Source organism: Burkholderia sp. RF4-BP95 (assembly GCF_001521985.1).
In the GTDB taxonomy this organism is placed as follows: Bacteria; Pseudomonadota; Gammaproteobacteria; order Burkholderiales; family Burkholderiaceae; genus Burkholderia; species Burkholderia diffusa.
In genome coordinates, this window is the sequence record NZ_LOSX01000051.1 from 21,624 (window position 1) to 43,280 (window position 21,657).

General features: G+C 57.7%; 17 protein-coding genes and 2 pseudogenes. 13 read left to right on the plus strand and 6 right to left on the minus strand.

Annotated elements, in window-relative coordinates; genetic code table 11:
- The first annotated feature begins 253 nt into the window (after nt 1-253).
- The 5 genes from WS46_RS18340 (at nt 254) to WS46_RS18360 (ending at nt 5,627) form a co-directional block, all read left to right on the plus strand.
- On the plus strand, nt 254-1,429 hold the full coding sequence (locus tag WS46_RS18340) for a porin (protein ID WP_059524630.1): 1,176 nt from the start codon (nt 254-256) through the stop codon (nt 1,427-1,429).
- Nucleotides 1,430-1,593: 164 nt separating this feature from the next.
- Entirely contained in the window at nt 1,594-2,226 is a 633-nt protein-coding gene (locus WS46_RS18345; protein ID WP_059524647.1) for a thiol:disulfide interchange protein DsbA/DsbL, read from the plus strand.
- 118 nt (nt 2,227-2,344) lie between these two features.
- Nucleotides 2,345-3,484, plus strand: a complete 1,140-nt coding sequence (locus WS46_RS18350) for a DUF2827 family protein (RefSeq protein WP_059524632.1) — start codon at nt 2,345-2,347, stop codon at nt 3,482-3,484.
- Nucleotides 3,481-4,656 (plus strand): DUF2827 family protein, encoded by a 1,176-nt coding sequence (locus WS46_RS18355; RefSeq protein ID WP_059524634.1) that lies wholly within the window; start codon nt 3,481-3,483, stop codon nt 4,654-4,656. The genes WS46_RS18350 and WS46_RS18355 overlap by 4 nt, the downstream gene beginning before the upstream one ends.
- 2 nt (nt 4,657-4,658) lie before the next feature.
- On the plus strand, nt 4,659-5,627 hold the full coding sequence (locus WS46_RS18360) for a glycosyltransferase (RefSeq protein WP_059524636.1): 969 nt from the start codon (nt 4,659-4,661) through the stop codon (nt 5,625-5,627).
- Between the two features lie 172 nt (nt 5,628-5,799).
- Here the strand turns inward: WS46_RS18360 and WS46_RS36505 are convergent, their stop codons facing one another.
- The 3 genes from WS46_RS36505 to WS46_RS18370 all read right to left on the minus strand — a co-directional run bounded on the left by WS46_RS36505 (nt 5,800) and on the right by WS46_RS18370 (nt 11,623).
- Nucleotides 5,800-6,051: a hypothetical protein gene (locus tag WS46_RS36505; RefSeq protein WP_082722061.1), complete on the minus strand. Its 252-nt coding sequence runs from the start codon at nt 6,049-6,051 to the stop codon at nt 5,800-5,802.
- Between the two features lie 1,240 nt (nt 6,052-7,291).
- The gene (locus WS46_RS18365) at nt 7,292-10,999 is read right to left on the minus strand and encodes an ATP-binding protein (RefSeq protein WP_059524638.1); all 3,708 of its coding nucleotides are present in this window, start codon (nt 10,997-10,999) and stop codon (nt 7,292-7,294) included.
- Nucleotides 11,000-11,005: 6 nt separating this feature from the next.
- A complete protein-coding gene (locus tag WS46_RS18370; RefSeq protein WP_059524640.1) occupies nt 11,006-11,623 on the minus strand; it encodes a response regulator transcription factor in 618 nt (205 codons plus the stop codon).
- A gap of 712 nt (nt 11,624-12,335) precedes the next feature.
- Between WS46_RS18370 and WS46_RS18375 the strand changes: the two genes are divergently transcribed.
- The 3 genes from WS46_RS18375 (at nt 12,336) to folC (ending at nt 15,094) form a co-directional block, all read left to right on the plus strand.
- Complete coding sequence (locus WS46_RS18375) at nt 12,336-13,100, plus strand: hypothetical protein (RefSeq protein WP_156437326.1); 765 nt, start codon at nt 12,336-12,338, stop codon at nt 13,098-13,100.
- Nucleotides 13,101-13,208: 108 nt separating this feature from the next.
- Nucleotides 13,209-13,655, plus strand: a complete 447-nt coding sequence (locus WS46_RS18380) for a hypothetical protein (protein WP_059524649.1) — start codon at nt 13,209-13,211, stop codon at nt 13,653-13,655.
- An 89-nt stretch (nt 13,656-13,744) separates the two neighbouring features.
- Nucleotides 13,745-15,094, plus strand: a complete 1,350-nt coding sequence (gene folC, locus WS46_RS18385; RefSeq protein ID WP_082722065.1) for a bifunctional tetrahydrofolate synthase/dihydrofolate synthase — start codon at nt 13,745-13,747, stop codon at nt 15,092-15,094.
- Nucleotides 15,095-15,396: 302 nt separating this feature from the next.
- Here the strand turns inward: folC and WS46_RS18390 are convergent.
- Nucleotides 15,397-16,555, minus strand: a pseudogene (locus tag WS46_RS18390) (IS3 family transposase).
- Nucleotides 16,556-17,335: 780 nt separating this feature from the next.
- On the opposite strand from WS46_RS18390, the gene WS46_RS35490 reads away from it, so the two are divergent.
- On the plus strand, nt 17,336-18,661 hold the full coding sequence (locus tag WS46_RS35490; protein ID WP_156441333.1) for a hypothetical protein: 1,326 nt from the start codon (nt 17,336-17,338) through the stop codon (nt 18,659-18,661).
- Between the two features lie 223 nt (nt 18,662-18,884).
- Here the strand turns inward: WS46_RS35490 and WS46_RS36915 are convergent, their stop codons facing one another.
- Complete coding sequence (locus WS46_RS36915) at nt 18,885-19,523, minus strand: tyrosine-type recombinase/integrase (RefSeq protein WP_373558366.1); 639 nt, start codon at nt 19,521-19,523, stop codon at nt 18,885-18,887.
- On the opposite strand from WS46_RS36915, the gene WS46_RS18400 reads away from it, so the two are divergent.
- The 4 genes and pseudogenes from WS46_RS18400 (at nt 19,505) to WS46_RS36920 (ending at nt 21,044) form a co-directional block, all read left to right on the plus strand.
- Complete coding sequence (locus WS46_RS18400; RefSeq protein WP_059533526.1) at nt 19,505-20,239, plus strand: SIMPL domain-containing protein; 735 nt, start codon at nt 19,505-19,507, stop codon at nt 20,237-20,239. The genes WS46_RS36915 and WS46_RS18400 overlap by 19 nt on opposite strands.
- Nucleotides 20,240-20,323: 84 nt before the next feature.
- Nucleotides 20,324-20,488 (plus strand): annotated as a pseudogene (locus WS46_RS35495) (hypothetical protein); the annotation flags it as partial.
- A gap of 88 nt (nt 20,489-20,576) precedes the next feature.
- Nucleotides 20,577-20,732: a hypothetical protein gene (locus WS46_RS35500; protein ID WP_156437329.1), complete on the plus strand. Its 156-nt coding sequence runs from the start codon at nt 20,577-20,579 to the stop codon at nt 20,730-20,732.
- A 186-nt stretch (nt 20,733-20,918) separates the two neighbouring features.
- The gene (locus tag WS46_RS36920) at nt 20,919-21,044 is read left to right on the plus strand and encodes a transposase DNA-binding-containing protein (protein ID WP_082722064.1); all 126 of its coding nucleotides are present in this window, start codon (nt 20,919-20,921) and stop codon (nt 21,042-21,044) included.
- A 25-nt stretch (nt 21,045-21,069) separates the two neighbouring features.
- Here the strand turns inward: WS46_RS36920 and WS46_RS35505 are convergent, their stop codons facing one another.
- The gene (locus WS46_RS35505) at nt 21,070-21,549 is read right to left on the minus strand and encodes a hypothetical protein (RefSeq protein ID WP_156443154.1); all 480 of its coding nucleotides are present in this window, start codon (nt 21,547-21,549) and stop codon (nt 21,070-21,072) included.
- Between the last annotated feature and the right edge of the window lie 108 nt (nt 21,550-21,657).

Consider the following 21,657-nt stretch of genomic DNA (forward strand, 5'->3'; position numbering starts at 1 on the left):
CTATGGGGTACATCTTCACTTCCTCGAAAAGCCGCCTCGACATGGATTCGTTATCGCTGGGGGTGGCGCTTATCCGATGCTGGTTTCGGTGTCGGAATCGATGCGACCTCTTTGGGGTGGGTCTGTGTGTCGTAGATGGGGGGGCGGCTTTTTGATTGGTTCTTGATAGTCCAAAGCACAGGACTTGACCAAAAATGGTTGAATGCTATGTGAAGATGTGCGTCCCGTTTTCTGTGGTTTCCGAATTGTTGCGATGCCGCGATTCTTTGTTTCGACGGTGTTGGTGGGGTGTGGCGTCTTGGTGTGCGGTACATCAGCGCTGGCGCAAAATAGCGTGACACTGTACGGTGGACTCGACACGGGCGTGGCCTACTTCGACAATCGTATGGGCGCTCGTGGGTCCGGCAACAGTGTGCAAACGCAGGCCGGTAACCTATCTCCCAACCTGTGGGGGATAAAGGGGATCGGAGATTTGGGGGGCGGTCTTCAATCGATATTCAAGCTGGAAAGCGGTTTTAATGTCAACAACGGGCGTCTGACGCAGGGCGGGAGACTCTTCGGGCGGACTGCGTCTGTGGGGTTGGGTGATGCGATATTCGGCACCGTAACGATGGGGCGCCAATACGACCCACTAGTCGATCTGATTCAGCCGCTCACCAATGATGGAACATTCGGTTCGACATTCGCGACGCCAGGCGATGTGGACAACTACGACAATAGCTATCGCACCGGAAATTCGATCAAATACGCGACCCCGGATCTGGAGGGGCTTCAAGGGGCCGCCATGTACGCGCTGGGTGGTCAACCTGGCGGAACGGCTGGGCGCACTTATGCTTTTGCGGCTGCCTATCACCATGGTTCGATCGGCGTGGGCGTCGGATATTTCTATGCCCATAGCGCACATGGTTCGGTTGCGTCGTTTGATGGCCTGCGCCCGAACGTCGATGTGGACATCGACTCACCAGCAATCACTGGGGGCTTCGTGTCGGCCAACTCGCTTCAGATTGTTCGCGCTGCGGCCAATTTCCAACTTGATCAATGGATTGCGGGAGGCGCGTTCAGTTACGTGCGGTATGGCGACTATGGGTTGGCCTCTGGCCGTACAGGATCGACAGCGTTCAATACAATTCAGACATTCCTGGATTACCGCTTGAGTGCGGCTGTTGTGGTGGGTATTGGGTACGACATCACGAAAGGCGCCGGTAACAACGTCAGCGTGCGCTATAGCCAGTGGAGTTTGGGAGGCAAATACCGCCTGTCGCCGCGTACCGATCTCTACGTGCTGGCAGGCCTTCAGTGCGCGTCCGGTAGCACGATCAATGTCGCCGGTGTTCTCGTGCCGGCAGTGGCGTCGATGGGGGATTTTGGTAACGATGCCAGCACCAACCGCCAAGCGATGGCCATGATCGGCATCCGTCATGCTTTTTAGTTGGTGGTCAGTCAACACAAAGGGCTGCTCGGGAGAAGGCGATCTCAGATTTATCTGGTGAAAATTGAGGTGGCGTCTTATTTTGGAATGGCGCGATCTTTCCGATAATGTCGTTCATTCCCATTCGTTACAGGGCGCCGAATCGCCCTGTTGAGGAGTCGAACGTGAAACACCGCCTACGAGTCTTGTGGTTGTCCCTGTGTTTGATTGTGCCGGTTGCGCATGCTGCGTCGATGACGCCTGTATCAGGCAAGGACTATGAGTTACTCAAGCCGGCTCAGGCAACTGCGGCGCCGAAAGGCAAAGTCGAAGTCACTGAATTCTTCTGGTATGGCTGCCCGCATTGTGCGGAATTTGAATCGCCGCTGGAGGCCTGGGCCCGAAAAGAGGGCGACAAGATTGCGCTGAAGCGGGTGCCGGTCGCGATGAACAGTGCATTGACGCCGCATTCTCGCATGTATTACGCACTGAATGCGCTGGGCGTATCAGAGCGCATGATGCCGATCCTGTTTGACGCAATTGGCCAACAGGGGCAGCCACTGTTGACGCCGCAGGATCAGGCTACGTTTCTGTCGAAATACGGCGTCAACCGGGCGCAGTACCTTCAAACCTATTATTCAGCGCGTGTCCAGGCCGACGTTGCGCGAGCTGCGAAACTGATTCGCGACGAGCGAATTGTGGGCGTACCGACGGTGACCGTGGCCGGTAAATATGAGACGGGACCTGGCTATACGGGCAGCCTGGAAGCAACTACGTCCGTTCTGGATTATCTCGTCAAGCAGGTTGATGCATCTTGAGTGAGGTGTGTGTGGGCGATGTAATGGTCGCCTGAGTCGGATTGGTGGGCGTGGTCACCCGTGCGGGCGAAGGATCACAGCGAACCGATGCAATGGTATTGACGAGGGTGTATGGGCAATGAGAATCGGCATTTCTTTCCTGACGCATGAGAACCAGAACCTTTGGTCCAATGGGCTGGATCAGAATATCGTGTTTCTCGCCCATTTGCTTCAACAATTGCCCTTTGTTCAGTCGGTGGGATTGATCAAGGTTGGCGATCAGAGGCGACGGCCACCGCAACTTGACTCGGTCGCGGAAGACTTGCCGTTGATGTCGTTACGCGACGCGGGCGAAGCGGTTGATGTCGTCATCGAGATGGGCGGGGCGCTGGATGTGTGTTGGCTGGACTGGATGCGTGCCCGGGGCAAGAAGGTGGTGTATCACTGCTGCGGTCAGCCGTACGTGGCATGGGCGGAGACCGTCGTGTTCGATCAGCCGAACCATTTCACCCGTCCGGACCGGTGCGATGAAGTCTGGTACCTGCCGAAAGACGCCTGCTTCGCGCCGATGCTGCGCACGATGCACCGATGCGAGGTACATGAGGTTCCGTTCATTTGGCATCCGCGGTTTCTGGACGCGCGCATCCGCGAGGTACGGGCGCAGGGCTACGAATATGGGTACACGCGACGAGATGCGAGTACCCGAGGACTGCACGTTGCCATCTTCGAACCCAACCTGTCGGTCGTCAAAAGCGCAGTTCTACCGATGTTGATCTGCGATGCGGCGTATCGGGCAAACCGCGATAGCGTCACGTTCGCGTGCGCACTGAACGCGCGTCGCATGTATGAATGCTCGGCGTCGCAGTCGCGAGTTCGGTCGCTAGACCTCTTTCGTCATCGAAAAATGGGATTGTACGAACGTCACGACACCGTGACCGTATTGGCACAGCGCCCGAATGCCGTCGTGTCACACCAATGGCAGAACGACCAGAATTATCTATATCTTGACGTGCTATATGGCGGCTATCCGTTGATCCACAACTCGCCGTGGCTCAAGGACGTTGGCTATTATTATCCGGCATTCGATGTACAGCGCGGGGCAGCACAACTCCTGCGGGCGGTGGTCGAGCACGACGCCGCGCTGGGTGAATATTACGCGCGCGCACAAGATATCTTTGATATGGTGCATCCGTCGAGTCAGCCCAATCTGGCAGCATATGCCGAGCGGTTGTTGCATCTGTGTCAGGGCGCTGCTTTTGTGCCGAAGGCGGGTGCATGAGCGGCAACTGTTGCGACCGCTTCAGCGGGCGCCCCCGCGATCTGCGGGTCGGCATTGGCATCTCGGCGCGTACGCGCCGGAAATCGCTTTGGCTGGGCAATGGCATCCAGAATGCCCTCTTTCTCGCGATGCTACTGACCTGTGTGCCGACTGTCGGCGAGGTCCACTTGGTGCGGGAGGGTGCAGACGACCCATTCGACGACATCCGCGATTGTCTGGCTCTTGTGCCGGTGACGTTGGTTGGGATGTGCGAGGCGGCCGAGGCGCTCGACGTGATGATCGATCTGGACGCACAACTCGATCCCGAATGGATCGTGGCCTTTCGCGAACGTGGCGGCAAGCTTGTATCGATGCGCTTCGATCACGATTATGTGTGTGATATCGAGCAGATGATCTTCGGCCGGTTGCCGAACGCGCCAATTGTGCCGGGCGCGTATCACGAAATCTGGACGTTACCGCAATACGCGGCTAGCGGGATCCCCTACCTGGGCAGTGTGTGCCGCGTGCCGATCAGGGTGGTGCCACCCTTGTGGAATCCGATATGGCTGCAACACAAGACGGCGCTTTTGCCCGACGGGCGGCAGTTTGGTTATCAGCCAGGCCGGCGCCGCTGGCGGGTGGGGATCTTTGAACCGAATTCCTCCGTGGTGACAACGAGCTTGATTCCGCTGCTGACATGTGAGGCGGCGCATCGTACCGATTCCGGCATGTTCGAGCGCGTTCGTGCCTTCAGCACGTTCGAATGGCGGCAACATCCTGGATTCCAGAATCTCGTATGCAGTCTCGACGTTGTCCGGCATGGGTTGGCTTCGTTCGATCACCCAGTTTCGTTTCACGAGGTCATGGCGGGTGATGTCGATGCCGTGGTCAGCCATCAATGGGAGTGCGGGCTGAGTTCGCTCTATTGCGAGGCACTCTATGGGGGCTATCCGCTCATTCACAATTCCGCTCTGATCGGTGGTTGCGGTTATCGCTATCAGGCGTTCGATTGCGTTGAGGGCGCTCGAGTCTTGTGTCAGGCAATCGCGGACCACGATAGCAGTCTGGAGGCGTATCGTCAGCGGGCCGCAACGTTTCTGAAAAGCCTCGATCCTGCGTGCGAGGCTAACGTTAACGCATATAGCGGGGCGTTGACTGCCGTGGTCGCATCACATGGCAGTAGCGGCGCGTAGCCATGGTTGATCGACTGGGCAAGACAGGAACAATTCAGCTATTCGATGAAAGGCGCAGCGACGCCAAAGGATTCAGTATGCCGTTCTTTACGATCGCGATAGTCACGCGAAATTATGGTCACTTCATTGAGGCGGCGATCCGGTCCTGCCTAGCGGGAGCGGATCAGGATGTCGAAGTCTTGGTGGTCGATGATGGGTCGGAAGACGATACGGCGCAAGTGGTGCAGGCTGTCTGCGCCCATCATCCCAAAGGTGCGCAAGTGCGTTATCACCGTGCCGGCCCAATCGGCTTGGCGGCGGCCCGCAACGAATCCCTGCGGTTGGCACAAGGAGAGTACCTGGTGTGTCTGGATGCTGACGATGTCCTGATGCCCGAAACGTTGACGCGATATCGTCGCGTGTTGCAGGACCATCCGGATGCGGACGTTCTGTACGGCCACGTTGTGGCGACGTACCCCGATCTTGTGCCGCTCGCGCGCCTAAGTACCGAGGTAATCAGGCCCTATCCGTATTCCCTTGCCGTGTTGCTGGGCCGCAATCCCATTCCGCATGCCGGGTCCGCTTCGCGGATTCGGTTGATGCGGGAAATCGGTGGATATCGGAAGGGACTAGACCGCGCCGAAGATTATGCGATGTGGCTGGATCTCGCGGCACATCACGCCCGGTTCCACTATGTGGATGCCTGCGTGGCACTATATCGTCGACACGATGACAATGCCACGCAAAACTTGAAGCCGGAATGGGATTTGCCGGTCATCCAGGCGATGTTGGAACGTTATGAACTGCGCGAGTTGCTGCCAGACTTGGGTTGGCAGCGCGATGAGGCGAGTGCGCACCTGAGTGCGGTGTGTGTCATGGCGCGGCGATTGCTACAGGCGCGGGCGGATGAGGTGTTCGTCCGAGATTTTCTCGCGAATCTTCTGTGCCCATCACGGTCTTGCGGGCAGTCGTCGGTGCGTGATAGCGCTTGACAAGCGGGTGGGCGCAACCGAGGTGCCGGGGCGATGCGCTATCGCCAGCGCGGCAATGCCAGTCTTGTATCGACGGGTTGGTCGTTAAGCGATTGGGTTGCATCAGAGCGGAGCGGGTGCAGCCAGCAGGGCTAGGCTGCACCCCAACGGTCCGCGAAGCCTGTCTGCCCGGTTAGGGCGCGTTGCCCGATCGACAGTAGTTTGCAAAATTGTCGGCAGAGACGGCAAATCCCTTTTGCTTGGCGAGTTCCCATGGCCGTTCACAGCGTTGTGTGGCTTCGCACCAGGCGTAACCAGCGGACGGTAGGCAGCCGTGGGCGTCGCGATCGCCCCCAATCATGGGGGATGGACTTGGAGACACCGCGCACGCGCTCAGGGTAACGGCCATGGCAAGCAGGATAGCGAAAGAGGTGTGACGAAGCATATTTTGTATTCCTTACAGTAAGGATCATTGAATGGGATGGGGCATGCGATTGACTGGCGCGCCCAGACGGTTGAATCATACTACGCCCGAGGGCGGAATCGGGTAGGGATGCGGAACTATCGTCGGAATAGGTGGATGGTGAATCGGATGGTGCTGATAGCTTGCATTGCGCGTTCCGTCTAGCATGACTGAGTCGGGCGGCCGCATGCGCAGTTCATTGACTGCCCATGCGAGCTCGACGCGGTCTGCTCCTTTGTTGAGGAACAAGGAGCAGGTTAGTGGGGTTTGGGGGAGCCGCACTCGGGCGGTTCCCCGCTTTTTGTGCTTGCTCGGCACGCACGTCGTTATCTGCGTGATGTTGGTAATCGTGTAGCCATTGCCCAGGAGCTGGTCGCTATACTGGAGTACCGCCTGCAGGGTCGGTGTGCTGCAGGTAATGGCCGGCTCATTGTTCGGTCATGATGTCGATGGCGCAGCCGACCCGCCAACGTCCTCAAATTTTTGTAGCGCCTCCGCTACGAGTTCATTGAGTTCAGCGCATCCAGCGTCGGTGGCTGGATCGACAGCCGAAGGCCATTTTTCCGTGCATTCTGTCAGTTGTTCCCATAGGATGTCTGCCTTTCTAATTTGTTCGGAGAACTTACTGCTTAGTAAGCTGCGTGTCGCCATGGCAACCGTGCTGAGGAGTGTCCCGTTGGGTTGATTGCCGGTGGTGCTGGAAACGCTTTGTACCGTAGTAGCCATCCCAGTCCGACTCGCCGATGGTGGTGCATCCACAGCGTCTGTGCGCAAATTGCCGGAGAACCTGGCGGGAGAGCAAGAGGTGGGTGGGCGTTGTTTGGCATGGGCCGGGAAGAGAGTTGATCCAATGCATTTTTGAAACGTAAGTCAACGTTGCCCAATTCACCTTTTATAAACCACTCGCAAGAACTGTCTGCCTGCGCGTTGTGGTAGAGAGAAGAGGTTAATAGTTATGCTCGGAAATATGTACTTCGATTGTGGATCGTCGGTTGCTGGCAGAGATGTGGGCACAATATCAGAGCCGCATGAGATGAAATTTTCGAATTCTTACGAAGTGCTTTCGCGTCGACCTGTGGTTCTGACGACGCGGCCGATCGGCCCGACGTGAGACTTGCTGCCTGACTGCACAGCAAAATCTCGCGTGCTGGGGTAATGTGGATGTAGTCGGTAAGATCTCTTTATGTCGGGTGTGCGGGACGAGGCCTTGCTTGGATCGTCATCAATGTGCGTCGGTTTGGGGAGCCTCCGGCTTAAGGCGCGCTTGCAATTTGGCAATCAAGCGCCGTGTAATGTCGACAATGGTCTGAACGACGGCCGCAAGTTCCGCCGGATCCGCTGGCCTGTCACTCCGTGCCAGGCTCTCGGCAGTGTCGGTCAACTGAGCCAGTACGGGCAGACGGCACAATTCGGCGGTCGAATGCAGACGGTGCGCTACGTCGCCGATCGAGGCATAGTCAAGGGTTTGGCTGGCGATATGCAGTGCCGTGATATCCGCTTCGCAGGTCGCGATTAGATTGCGCAAGAGCTTGGACTCGCTCGCGGGATCCAGGCGCGCAATCTGGTCGACAATGCTGTCGGCCGGGGCCGGCTGAGCCGTGCGCACGGGCAAGCCCTCTATACCTGGAGCGCCGGGCGTTTCGCGATGCAACAGTGGTTGCAGTGCGCTGGCGAGTTCGTCGAGTGCAAGGGGTTTAATCAAACAGGTATCCATGCCATTGGTGGTTGCCTCGTGCAAGGTTTCGGGGAGTAGGCTGGCTGTGAAACCGACAATGGTCAGAGGGCGGTTTGTGTGTTGGGTCTTCTCTTGACGGCGGATGGAGCGTGCAAGTTCGAATCCACTCATTCCCGGCATGTTGCAATCCGTGATCAGCACATCAACAGACGTGCGCTCCAGCGCGGCCAGTGCTTCGCCGGCAAGCGTACAGACGATGGTATCGAAACCCAGGAATTGTAGCTGGCGCGACAACACGATCCGATTGGGCGGATGGTCGTCGACGATCAAGGCCGTGCAGCCCTGGAACAGTGTGCCGGGATCCACCCCGGTGGCGGCCGCGGGCGTCATGGTTGGCATCGGCGAATGCGCGGCACGTTGGAGGATGAAGTGCAACGTAATGTGCGTGCCGCGTCCGGGCGTACTCTCAATCGTTAACTTGCCTCCCAATGCGGTGGTGAGATGGTTGCAGATGGGCAGGCCGAGACCGGTCCCACCGTAGTGGGTAGCGATATCGGGCGCAGCTTGCGTATAGGGCTCAAGCAATGACGGGATGGTTGCCGGCTCGATACCGATACCGGTGTCTACGATATGAATATCGACGTGGGTCGCGTCGTCGTCCGATGCGTCTTGGATGTGCACCCGAAATGACACTGCGCCGCGCGCCGTGAACTTGATCGCATTTGACAATAGATTGCTCAGGATCTGCCGCAGTCGCATGGCGTCCGTCATCACCTGCCAGTCGTGCGCACTCGTCGTGTAACGGAAGGCCACGCCCTTTTTCTTGGCAACTTCTTCGTAAATGGCGGCAACGTTGTCGGTGAGTGAATTCAGGTAAACCGGTTGGATATCGATCGTCAATTTACCGGCTTCGATCTTCGAAATATCCAGAATCTCATCCAGCATGGCGACCAGCGAACGGGCCGACTCGAGTGCGGCTACGACATCTTCGGGAGGGATGCCAGTCTGACGTTTGGCATGCCGCACCTGCAATTCCAGAATGCCCAAGATCGCATTCATGGGGGTACGGATTTCATGACTGATGGTGGCCAGAAAGGTCGATTTCGCGTGATTGGCGTGTTCCGCTTCCTCTTGCGCACGCTTGGCCGCGCGTTGCATTTCACCGCGTTCGGATACGTCCATCCAGCCGCATAGCAGGCTGTGCGAAGCCGGTGCGTCACTCACGAACGGTACGACCCAGGCATGGGCATCGAGTTCATGGCCGTTGACACGCAAACGCGTATCCTTAAATAGTGGGACTTGCTGGGCGACCGCATCTTGGAGGATGTCGGTCAATTGTGCGATGAGTGTGTCGTCCGAGGCGGTCAGCGCGTTGAGCCGACTTCCGACGACACAGCGCGCGGGACCGATCGTAGCGGCAAAGGCCTGATTCCAACCGGATAGCCGCAATTGCACGTCGCAGATGAAGAACGGGAACGGCATGCTGTCCAGCAACGTTTGCTGGAGCGCGAATTGTTGCCGGAGCGCAGTTTCTGCGCGTTGGCGCAGCTGAATTTGCCGGGCCAGTGAACGATTCCATGCGAGCAACAGGAGCCCGAACGAGACCGCAATGGCAAGGCCAGCCCATAGCCGTTGACGCCACGGGCGAAATGTGGCGTCCGGAATGCTGGTGTAATTCCAATGATTTCGGATATCGTTTAGCCGCGCTTCACGCGTGCCTTGCAGTACCTTGTCGATGATCAACGCAAGTTCGGGATCGGACGCTGGCACGCCGAATCCGACTTGGGCCGTGTCGGCGGGCTCAAGGTAGCCCGCGACGACTAACTTGCCTTGGTAGCGTTGAGCAATATAGTAGTTTGCGATATTGATGTTAAGGATCGCGGCGTCGACATTGCCGTCGTTGACCGCATGCAGGGCATCGTTGACTGACGGTGTGACCACGTAGTGAGCAGGCGCGCCAGCGCGAGACGGCAAGGTATTGACGATACCGTCGTTAGGAATCGCAATGCGACTGACGGCTGGCCAGCCAATGGCGTTGGGCAGCGTATAGCCCGTGCGCGTGACCACGGCGAAGCCGCTCCACGAATAGGGTGATGTCGGCACAAAGCCCGGTCGCATGGCATTGGCACTCATGACCGGGAGGATCGCCGGCACATCGTCGGGGCCACTTCCGTGGCTGGGCTTGAAGCGGATCCCGACCTGCGTGGTGATCAGGTTCATCATGTCTGCTGTGACGCCTGCCATTTCACCTTTGTCATCGTGAAACAGGAACGGCGGTGCGTCGGGTTCGGCGGCAAAATAAACGACAGGATGGGCTTGAATCCATGCCTTCTCGGCGGGCGAGAGCACCGTCGCCATGTCGAGCGCAACATGATTCGGGCGCCCCTCCCAGCGTGAGCGCGTCTCAGCCAGGTCCTCAATGTCTATTTGCGCGATCAGACGATCGACCAGATCGATCAGCGGCGCATGGGAGGCCGGTGCAGCCAGCTGAAATCCCGGCGGGCTGGGATAGGTTGTGAAGCGCCGGATGCTCAGGTTGAGCAGTTGCAGCCGCTCGATCAGGTAGTTGCTGATGTTGGTGTTGCCCACATATTGGTCCGCTTGCCCGAAGGCAACCGCGGTCAGTCCGGCCGCGGGTGAGTGGACCGGCATCAGCAGCGCACGGGGGAAATGCTGGCGCAGCACGGCGGCGGATACCAGATCCGGGACATACGCGAGGCGGGGGACTGACGGTGTGGGGACGGTGACGAAGCCTTCGCTTTGGTTGCGCTCGACGACCGAGTCCTGATCCGGAAAATACGCGCGACTGAACCGCAAGCCCGATAAAGCGGGAGTGGTCTGGATGATGGTTGTGGCCAGATCGATGTCGCCGCGACGAGCTGCCGCGAGCATGGCGGTGGTATCCGGATAGCGCTTGAATGTCAGGCGAAGATGTGCGCTGGATCGTAGCCGGTCGAGAAGGTCCGCAGTAATGCCAAAGTAACTTCCGGTGGTATCGACGATGTCGAACGGCGGTGCGATATTGGGTACGACACCCACTCGCAGAGTACGCTGCCGCTCGGCTAACCACGCTTGCGTGGCGGCAGGAATCGTCAGGTCGCGGGTATTTTGTGCGAGGTGGACGAGGCGCAGGTCGTCTGGTTCGTCAGGCGATGCATGGCTCGTGAGCGGGCCTAACAGGACCGCGCCGAGCGTCAGCGCCGCGATCCGTGGCCAACGCGCCCGAGCGAATCGATCACGCAGGAAGGCGCGCATGGGCAATTAATCGAAAAGCAAATTCTCGCGCGCGAATTCGGCGAGATCGACGATGTTGGAAATCCCGGTCTTTTGAAAGATGTGCGCCTTGTGGGTACTGATGGTTTTGTGGCTCAGATGCAGCAGATCGGCAATTTCCTGATTGGAATGTCCTTTCACCAGATAACTCAGCACGGTAATTTCACGCGGTGAGAGTGCGGCGGCTGCGCGACCACTGCCTGCGATCGTGCCGTCGTTGGCGACGCTCGGGAAGCAGTCGAACCCGGACAGGGTGGCGCGAATGGCATTGAGCATTTGACTGATGTCCTCGGTTTTTTGTACGTATCCGTTCGCCCCGATCGCCCGAATCTTGGTGGCCATTACCTCGGTGCGGGCCGATGAAAAGACCAAGATGCGGACTTGATTATCAGACACGCGCACGCGCTTGACAAAATCCACGCCGCTCAGCGTCGGCAGATTCAGATCGACGATCATGAGATCGGGCTGATGGGATTTATACATTTCCCACGCCGCTTCGCCGTCCTTCGCGACGGCGATCTCGTCGGAGACGAGCTCCTGAGTGAGGAGAGTGGATAGTGCCATTAGGTATATGGGATGGTCATCGACCAGCAAGATTTTGTGCATGGTGTCCTCGATCCAGCTGTAGCAGGGGTTCGCGCGCGCTAAGAATCCCTGGACTCACTGCGTGTGCAGGATCCCGGTTGCCATATTGGCTGTCAGCAAGGCGCACGCGAGATTAAGCGGCGTATCAAACGGCCCAGCGGGAGACGTAAGGCGCCGCTTGGTTGATGTGAAGCGCCGTGCCGAAGGTCGGCATATGTTCGTTCCCTTATGGTTGGGCCAAATATTGGAACTAGTTCCAATATTATTGGCAGACAAGCGATGGTTTGGTATAGGCAAAGTCTGACTGTGCATAGGTGCTTGCTTATTGTATAGGGGTGGCGCTGATATTCAAAATGTCCGATGCCGGGCGCGGGAGGGCTGGCGTGACTGGGGGGGGCGTTGAAGCCGTTCGGTCGACTTCGTACTGTATCGGGACATGCGAGGCATGGGTCGGCAATGCACAGATGATTCGTTGCGCGAACGGGATGAGTCTTATGGCGGAATGGGAGTGGGCCGATATGTTGCGTATGACAGGTATTTGATAATTGCCGTGACATGCTGTTCACAACCCCCGATGTGGGGGCTGGCGCGTGAGCTTGATGACCCTGCTTGTGGTCGATGCTCTTATCCGCGTGATTCGCTGGGCGGCGACCAACATAACCCTTTCGCGTGCCTCGCCTCTCGCCCACATTGTCGGGGCCGGCGATTGACGCGATCGTGAACGAGGGACTCCATGATGCATCCTGCAGCGCCTTCAATGCATGTGATGGGCGATATTGCCTTTGACACCCAGACTCGTGTGCTGGTCAACCTTGTCGACCAGTCGCTGAAATATCTCTCCCTCAACGAGTCCTTGCTCCTGCAGCAGTTGTTTGACGGTCCGCAGACCAAGGAAGCTCTGATCGAGTGTATCTGGGGCGCGCGTGGTGTCGTTGTCACGGACGCCAGCTATTACCAACTGGTCACGCGGCTGCGGCGCAGCTTCGAAGCGATCGGCTTGCCGCGGGATCTCATTCGGACCATTCCGCGCTATGGCTTGGAGCTCGCGCGTCAGGCAGAGAGGGAGGACAGTATGGTCGACGAATCGAAGGCGACTAACGCATTTCATCGCGATGACGAGATTTCGATTTCGTCGCAGATCGGGGGCGAGGACGCATGCGCGCTCGACAAGAGTGAGCCGGTTGACGATCGAACGACTTCCGGGGTGCGCTGGCGTTTCGGGCGTCGCGTATCCGCGTGGCTTGCGGTTGCGGGGGCGTCGATAGTGGGAGTTTGGGCAATTCTCGCTATCTGGCATGGGGGGCATGTCATGTCGCCCGTGGTGATGCCTTCGCAGGGCGAGGCATGGTTGTCGCAGGCATGGCGTCCACGGGATCCTGGCGTTACTCGCGCAGATGCAACAGCGCTGGAGGATCGCTTGCATGGCGGGAGGCATCGCGTGGTGCATGTTGGTGCGTCACCAGCGCTGCAACCGGATGGTCGTTTTTTGCAAGTGTGACGGGCGTTGCTCGGTACAATTCGGCCCGGTGCAGTAGGCGCTCAAGCGCGGCGCGTATCGCAGGTTTTTATTGTCTCTGTGGAAGTTTTAGCTATGTCGACCTTGGGCATGACGGACCACCAAGAAATCGGAGGCGCGAAAATTGTCGTGTCCTTGGGGCGTCCGACGATCGTTCATCAGTTGTTCTACGAGAAGATGTACGATCCTAAGCCGTTCGAAGATGCTGCCCTGTACTACTACGACAACGGCATTTACAAAATCATTTCGCCCGGTGAAGAGCATTACGGGCTCTACGTGGTCAATGGTCGAATCGAGGATGACGTTTTCGAAATTGACTATATTGCATTCCCGTCGAAGGATTGGGGTGGAAAGACCGCGCTGCATCATTTGCGCTTTGATCGCAAGGCAGCGACATTCAAGCAGCAAGCGACGTGGGAGGGCGATTTGAATATGCCCGCGCAACTTGGGCGATTCGCCGAGCGGCGCAACGACCACGCAGACTCGGAGAGCATTCGCTGGGCGACCCATGGCCGGGCCTGTTTGGCGTGCCGCTAGTTCCGATTTGAGTGTCATTCTGATCGAGTGACGGTGGAGTGCCGGCACCTCATCGGCAGCTTGTTTCATTATTCCGTATGGAAGGGGTTATGACTCGACATGACACGCTTGGGGCGTGGTTGGCCCAGTTGGAGTCCGCTCATCCCATCGAGATCGATATGGGCCTCGATAGGGTCGGCCGCGTGAAGGCGGCATTGCAGTTGTCATTTACCTGCCCGGTGATCACGGTGGGCGGGACGAATGGCAAGGGGTCGACCTGTGTCATGCTGGAGGCGATCCTGCTCACGGCGGGTTATTCGGTTGGATGCTACCTGTCACCCCATGTGCTGACTTTCAACGAGCGTGCCCGCATCGATGGGCGACAGGCAAGCGATGAGGATTTGCTGCTGCATTTCGAGGCGGTGGAGCGGGCCCGTCAGGGGTTGCCGGAGCCCGTAACCCTGACGTATTTCGAATTTACGACACTGGCCGTCTTGCATTGGTTGGCTGCTAGTAATCTCGATGCCGTGATTCTGGAGATCGGCATGGGCGGGCGACTCGATGCGGTCAACCTCATTGATGCGGATTGCTCGGTGGTGACGAATGTGGCGATCGATCACATTGCCTATTTGGGCAAGACACGCGAACAGATCGGGCTCGAGAAAGCCGGGATTTTTCGCGCAGGACGACCGGCGATCTGCGCGGATCCTGCGCCGCCGCAGTCGTTACTCGATCACGCCCAACGTCTCGGCACGGACTTATGGCTGATCGATCGCGATTTCAGTTGCGAGCGGCAGGATGCGGACAGTCAGGCCTGGACGTATGTCGGACGCGAAACGCGGCGTCCGATGCTGCGACGGCCGGCGCTGTTTGGCGCTCATCAGGTGACGAACGCGTCAACAGTGCTCGCATGTCTGGAGGTTCTGCGTGACCGGCTGCCGGTATTCGCGCATCACATCCGTCGTGGGCTCGAAAGCGTTGTGTTGCCGGGGCGGTTCGAGGTGTGGCCGGGACGGCCAGCCGTGATACTGGATGTTTGTCACAACCCGCACGCAGCGATCGCATTGAGGAACAATTTGCAGGATTTGGGCAACTTCGCTCGCACAGTCGCGGTGTTCGGTGCTATGCAGGACAAGGATGTCGCCGGTATCATTCGCCCATTGATCGCAGAGATCGATCACTGGTATGTCACGGATCTTCCCATTCCGCGCGCGGCCACGGCGGAGCAGCTCGAGCGGGTCCTGTGTCATGCGGGTGTTCCGGTTCCCGAGGCGGTGACGCGATGCGCATCACCGGCCTTGGCGTTGGATCAAGCGCTTGAGCAGGCAGCGCCATCGGATCGGGTCGTGGTGTTTGGAAGCTTTGTGACGGTAGGTGGGGTGGAAATGTCGACCGCGAGCACAGTCATGATTTTGCAAGGCGAAAATCAGTGCGCCGAATCTGCCGTAAGTTCGAACTGAACATGCTGTCGATGGGGGCGTAAAACCACGCTTAAATTGCGGCTCAATGTTGAGCAATTCGCTCATGTGAGAAGAGCCCCCGACAGGCCCATTGACGTGATGCGATGGCAGTCCCGTTCAGAACGGCGGATAGGGTTTTCGCGTTCGAATGTCCGGTCGTGACATGCGCGCTGCTCACGTAGCCGGTCGTGGAGTTTGGCACCGTAGAAGTCGATGATTACCGCGAGCAGATCCTCAAGCAGTTCATATGTCAGCCAGCGCCAGTATGGGCGTGACCCTGCGTCGTTTTCGCGTACAGCAACTCATGCGGAGATCAAGCTAGCCTCGAAGTCGACGGAGGTAAGGAAGTCGATCGAGGTATGCAGGCGTTGCCGATTGTAATAGCCCTCTATCCAATCGACGATATCCAGACGGGCGTGGGCACGCGTTTCGTAGTGAGTCTGGTAGATTCATTCGACCTTCAGCGACTTGAAGAAGCTCTCCATCGGGGCGTTATCCCAAGCGTTGGCACGGCGGCTCATTGAAACGTTTATCTTGAAAATTTCCGATAAGCGCGACTGACGTATGGGGCGCCGCGTTCGGAGTGCAGCAGCAATCCCGGTGGCGGTGTGCGTTGCGAGCACGCGCTGCGCAACGCCTGGCAGACCCGGTCTGCGTTGATCCGCTCGGACATCGACAATCGACCAGCCGACGATGCGCCGGCTCGTCAGATCCAGGATCGCCGCCAGATACAACCAGCCCTCGCCGGTTCTGACGAAGGTGATGTCGCTTACCCGGGCTTGATTGGGCCACCAGCCGTCAAAAACGCCGATCCAACAGATTCGGCGCCACCGGCAGGCGATGTGTCAAATCCGTCGTCACCCGGTACGGGCGCTTGTAGACTGGGCGTAGCCCCTGGCGTTGCAGGCTGTGACGCACGCGTTCGGCGCCCGCCGGCCGGCCCTGGGCAGGCAACTGTCGCACGATATGAGGTCAGTCATAGCTGCCGCATTGGCGCGATGAATGGCGGTAACTTGGGCGCCCAGCGCGGTATTGGCTTGGGCTCGCCGACTTCGGACCGGCCGCGCCACTGGCAATAGCCACTGCTCGACACACCGAGAAGCCGGCTGACGCTGTAGCGGTCGCGATGCTGATCGATCCTTGCATACTTCATCGCGACCCCTTCGCGAAGTATGCCGTTGTCTTTCGAAGGATATCGATGTCCAGCTTCGCGCAGACCAGTTCCTTGCTCAGCCTGCTGACCTCAGCTTCCAGAACGTTGACCAGACGACGGCTGCACACCGGCGCATTAGCAACCGGCTCTGCCGCCGCCTGCGCGTTGCCACTGTGCTGATCATGGCACCAGCTTCCTAACGTGGTCACTGGCAGGCCCAGCCTTTGAGCGACCTCGTGCTGGTCGGCACTCTTGGCTCACCCTACCGCCTCTAACTTGAATTCCTTCGCGCATTGCCTTCTTGGCATCAGGTTCTCTGACACGCTTTTCTCCGTACACACAACAAGTTATCAAACTTCTGGCTGTGCGTGGAATCGTGGCAGATCACTGTAGATTTATCTGCAAAACCCAGCTTGCAATCCGGGAGGAGTCCATATGAGCGACTCTAGTAAAAATTATGGGCGTGTGATTGAATTAATGCCCGATATTCCGTTGAAATATTCTTCTTCATAGCTGACGATAAGCTCGGATCTGTCGACAGTCATTTTTTGAAAGCGAGGAACATGGAGTCGGATCGATTATCGAGGGCTTTGAAGTCTTATTCAATCTTGATAATGCCTGCAATTTCACCTATCTCGCCAATCCATATTCCGTTTTCTGTTTCTGCTGAAACCATGCGTTCTCGGGCATCAACGATCGATTCGCAGCTAATCGGAGTCCGAAACGTAACTACCCCGAGTGAGTCTACGCGACCGAATGCAAGGCGGTATGACGGCCCGGACGCATCCCGGGAAGCAAACTTGCGGCACCGCGCCGAAGCCAATTTGTCGAGTTGGCGGACGGCTGACCCGCATTGGCTGTATTCCGTGACTGAAGGACTGACGATCAAGCCTGGAGAAGGCCTCGGAACAAGTGAAACACTGAATCCGATCCTGGCGTCCTCGAATAGAACGAGATCGGACACGCGCCGAGCATCAAAGGCCCCCAAATTGGCTGAATCAGAGCGGCCAGCAACGGAAAGTTCCCGGCAAATACGGGCCACGCGACATCACAAAAGTTTCGGTGAGGTACAAGAGGAAAGTCGAGCTATGGATGGCAGTAGTGGCTTAAAGCACGTGGACTGTCGGGTTGACGTTCTTTCGTGGCGTCCGGCGAAAGGGGGGAGCAACAAAGCCGCGATGATTGCGGTGCGCGAATCTCAATCGGAGGCAGCTTACCGGGTGAAGGACGCTAGGGTGCCAGCGTGGTGGCTGAATCAATTTGAACCACGCTTGGCCAGTTCGATGGATTTGCGAAGCAATTTTTATCCGGCAATGGAGGTAACGATGGCGCAAGTATTTAAAGCGAGTGGACTCGATGCGCCATTGATTCGGCTTGGGAGTGGGTGCGATTACATTCTATATCAGAATGCCACCGATGGTTCTGATGGTGATTTGTACGCGATGTCTAGATTTGATGAAAATTACATTGATCTGGGAAAATTTCTCACCAGTGCGGAGGGTAGAAGTCAAATTATCAATCAATTTCCTCAAAATACGGAACAGTATCGAGAGGCGCAGCGTCAATATCAAAAAATTGTAAACAAATACTATTCGGTGTGTGAAAGGCAAAAAAGCATTCTTGCTGGAAGGCGATATTATGAGTTGGATGGGCGCGACAGCGCATCAATCAACTTGTACCGAAAGTTGGATCGCGAGCGCTTTCATGCACTCGAACAACTCAACCAACTACTCCCGGATGATCTTCTGCTTGAGCAGGAGCAGCATTACCTAATGTCCCGATTCATTGATAACTGGGATCACTTGAACTTCCGCATGGAGAATTTTGGCTTCACAAACACTCCTAGCGGGTGGCGAGGCGAGACCGTCGACTTTGACGTGACAGGTCCGCTTGGCTACATGGGCGTTCCGAAAAGTATGGGGCATCGCATTGCAAATTTGCAACGACCACCAGCACTCTTTGTACTAAAACACAGATCTGAGGCGTATGATGATTTTTCACAGAATCATTCGCCAAGCCTAATTGGGCTTGGCGAACAGCCCTATGGCGAACAGTCGGCTACGTCCATACAACGTGTACGGGAAGGTATGGATAATGCGAGATATTATCATGACAAGAGGAGTCGCCATTTGTCCGATCCCCGTTGTCGCGCCGCACTGGAATTTGGATATCGATTGACAAAGCTGACCGATGATGTAATTAAATCAATAGTTCTGCATAACTGGCAGGCTGGACCAGCTGAGTTTGATCTTAATCCGGATCGTTTGAGTGATATATTGATGATGCGACGAGATTCGATGTTAGATCAAATCGGTCTAACGTGGATTGAAAAGTGGCGCGACCTGAACCCGGAGCGCGTGGCCCGGGTTGATGCGCAGGTCGAGAATGCTATGTCTGAACTGAAAATTGGTTGAGAACGGTGGGGGTGGTCGAATGACGGGTATGAACAAGGGTAGCGCTTAAGTGCTGGAGAGCATAAGCGCTTTTAGGCACCGTTCCCGGTTACGCCCAGTTCGTCGGTCGGTGCCCGCCAGCTTTGGATCGTCGGCGACGAGACTGTAGATAATCAGAGGTGTTGCAGGAAGGCAAACACACTATCATAAGGCTTGAACCGGAACGAGGCGGCTTCCGCTGGCGTCAGTTTCTCGAGTGCTCGCTGCTTCGTCGCCAAGCCAGAGAGCGATGAGACTGATGTCGACGCTCGATTGCAGTAGATACATGGCCGCCGTGTGGCACACGACATGCGGCGAAATGCGTTTGCCAGTGGGGCTCGGGCGTATATTCAGCCTGATTGGCGACCTGCTGGAGGATGTAATCGATCCCGTTGTGCGACAGTTTCCGGCCGTGATGACTTGGAAACGCGATCGGCGTGCGAGTGCTCTCCAGTTCGTGGAACCACGTCTTCAATTCCTGGGCCGTGTTTGACCACAACGGGATGCTTCGTTCCTTGCGGCCATTGCCCATCAGGTTGATCGGCTTGCAACCGCTGAACCGGACCTGTTCCTGTCGGAGCGCGATGACTTTGGAAACGTGCGCCCCGGTGTTGTACATCGTCAGAAGCAGTGCGTAGTCGCGGCGACAGCACCATAGGGACCGGTCGGGTGCTACAAGCAAAGCATCAATTTTGGCATACGGTCGTGTGGCGCTAAGCAACCGCTGTCGGCCGATCGGGCCGGCTGTTATTTTCTTCGGCGCGCGGTCCACCCGCGTCGCGCACGCGTGATCCGCGTGCGCGCACTCATACAAGGAGTCCAACAATGACCAAGAAATCCGCACTCGCGCTGTCGCTTGCCCTCGCCGTTCCCGTCGCGCTGACGCTCGCGTCGCCCGCCGTGCACGCGCAAACTGCGAACCCGCATTTTCCGGAACCGGCGGGCGTGCTGTCGCTGTCGTCACAGGCCAGCGCCGATATGCCGCAAGACATCATCCACATCACGCTGTTCTATGAACAGCAGGCCAAGGATCCGGACAGCCTCACGGCCGCGCTGAATCAGCGCGCCGATGCCGCGCTGTCGCAGGCGAAGAGCGTCTCGGGCCTCTCCGCGCATACGGGCGCATTCTCCGTGTATCCGAGCACCGATCGCGACGGGAAGATCTCCGCATGGCGCGGCCGTACCGAGGTCGCGCTCGAATCGCGCGATATCGCTGCGGCGTCGAAGCTTGCAGGCCAGCTGTCGAACCTGATGCAGGTCGCGAACGTCGAGTTCTCGCTGTCGCCTGAAGCGCAGCGCACGGCCGAGCAGAAGCTCACGACCGAAGCGATCAAGTCGTTCCGCGCCCGCGCGGACGAAGCCGCGAAGGCGTTCGGCTACAGCAGCTACACGATCCGCGATGTCAATGTGGGCAGCGGCCGCAACGTACAGCCATACACGCGCGTGATGGAGATGGCTGCGGGACCGATCGGTAGCGCGAAGATGAGCGCGCCGATCGCGGTCGAAGGCGGCAAGGCAACCGTGTCGGTGACGGTCAACGGTTCGGTGCAGATGAAGTAATGCGCGCATCGCGGCGTGTTGCCACCAACTAACGCGAGAATGCCGGCCCGAGGGTCGGTATTTTCCGTTACGCACGGGCAACGATCACCCGTGCTGCATCAAACGATCGTGTTCGCAGCGCAGATGCTCGGCTATCCACGTCATCCGTCGCAGCACTCGGGCGGCTTCGTGATCAGTCGCAGCGAACTCACGCGGCTCGTGCCTCTCGAGGATGCCGCGATGGACGATCGCACGATCATCCAGTGGAACGTAAGCCCCGGCAATGTCACCTTGAATCGTCGGGGTGATGAAGGCACGATCGTGTCCACCAAATTCTTTAAATGGACACGTGTACGCTATGGACGAGAATGAGGCGATTTCGGAAGCGGTGCAGCCGACGCGGCGTCGCCGCCGCAGTAAAGAGTTCAAGGAAACGGTGATCCGTGCGGTGACGCGTAAGCGCTCTTTGAAGCTTGCTGTTATCCACATTTTTCTGCCTTTCTCTGTTAACTAGGATTCATTCATGTTAACGTCGTTGTGTGCTCCTTAGATGAAGGAAGGGCGCAATGACGAGCGGAGGCAGTCGAAAGCGTACACTGGGAGAAGCGTTTGGGGCTAATGCTTGGCTGAATGAGGAAGCTGGGCAGAGCCGGTTTCGCGATGAGCGTCTTGGCATAAGATTTCGCCTGGTTCCGAGCGCTTGTGGTCGTATGTCGGGCAGAGCATTCCGATGGCATTTCAGGACTGGTGCAACACGAAAGCAGCCTACTGGTTTCTGTCCTATCCCAAGGTGAGCGAACAGGACATACTGAGTGGGCGACTTTGAAGTCGCGCGAGGCCGGTTCGCTTCATCAGAAGGTCCCGTACTGAACTTGCAGGATACGACTGAATTCTCGTACAAACGGGACCGGCCTGAGTTGATTGATTCGACACGCAAGGTGCCGAGTCGTCCTGACAAGAAGCGGCAAAGCCCGGCATACGGTTTGCGGGATCCTGATGCGTTCGAGTCTGGCTGTTAGCCTCGCGATCGGCACCATCGCCCGTAGCGATGCACCCCGTGTGGTCCCGAACCAGAATCCCAATACTGGCGCGGTCTCGCGCGCAAAGTACATCAGCAGGCTGCCCGCTGTTGCTGCAATGGCCGGATCCTTCAGTGTGCCGTCTGCCACTCCGGCCATCACCCGGAACACGATCCGACCGTCGACGCCACGATCGCCAGGCTCAGCGTCGGTCGCATCCAGTCCTGCGACTGCTGCGCGGCCAGCTTGCGCGCTGTCCCGATCGACTGCCTCGGCGGCATCGGCCTGCAGGCGATGCTGCTCGACCGTCACGATCAGTTGTTGCAGCAGCCACTCGCGTTCGATGTAAGCGTGGAGCCGATACCGTGTTGACGGCGTGAGTTACCGGTTTCCCCAACGATTGGAAGCCATGCGTAGCAG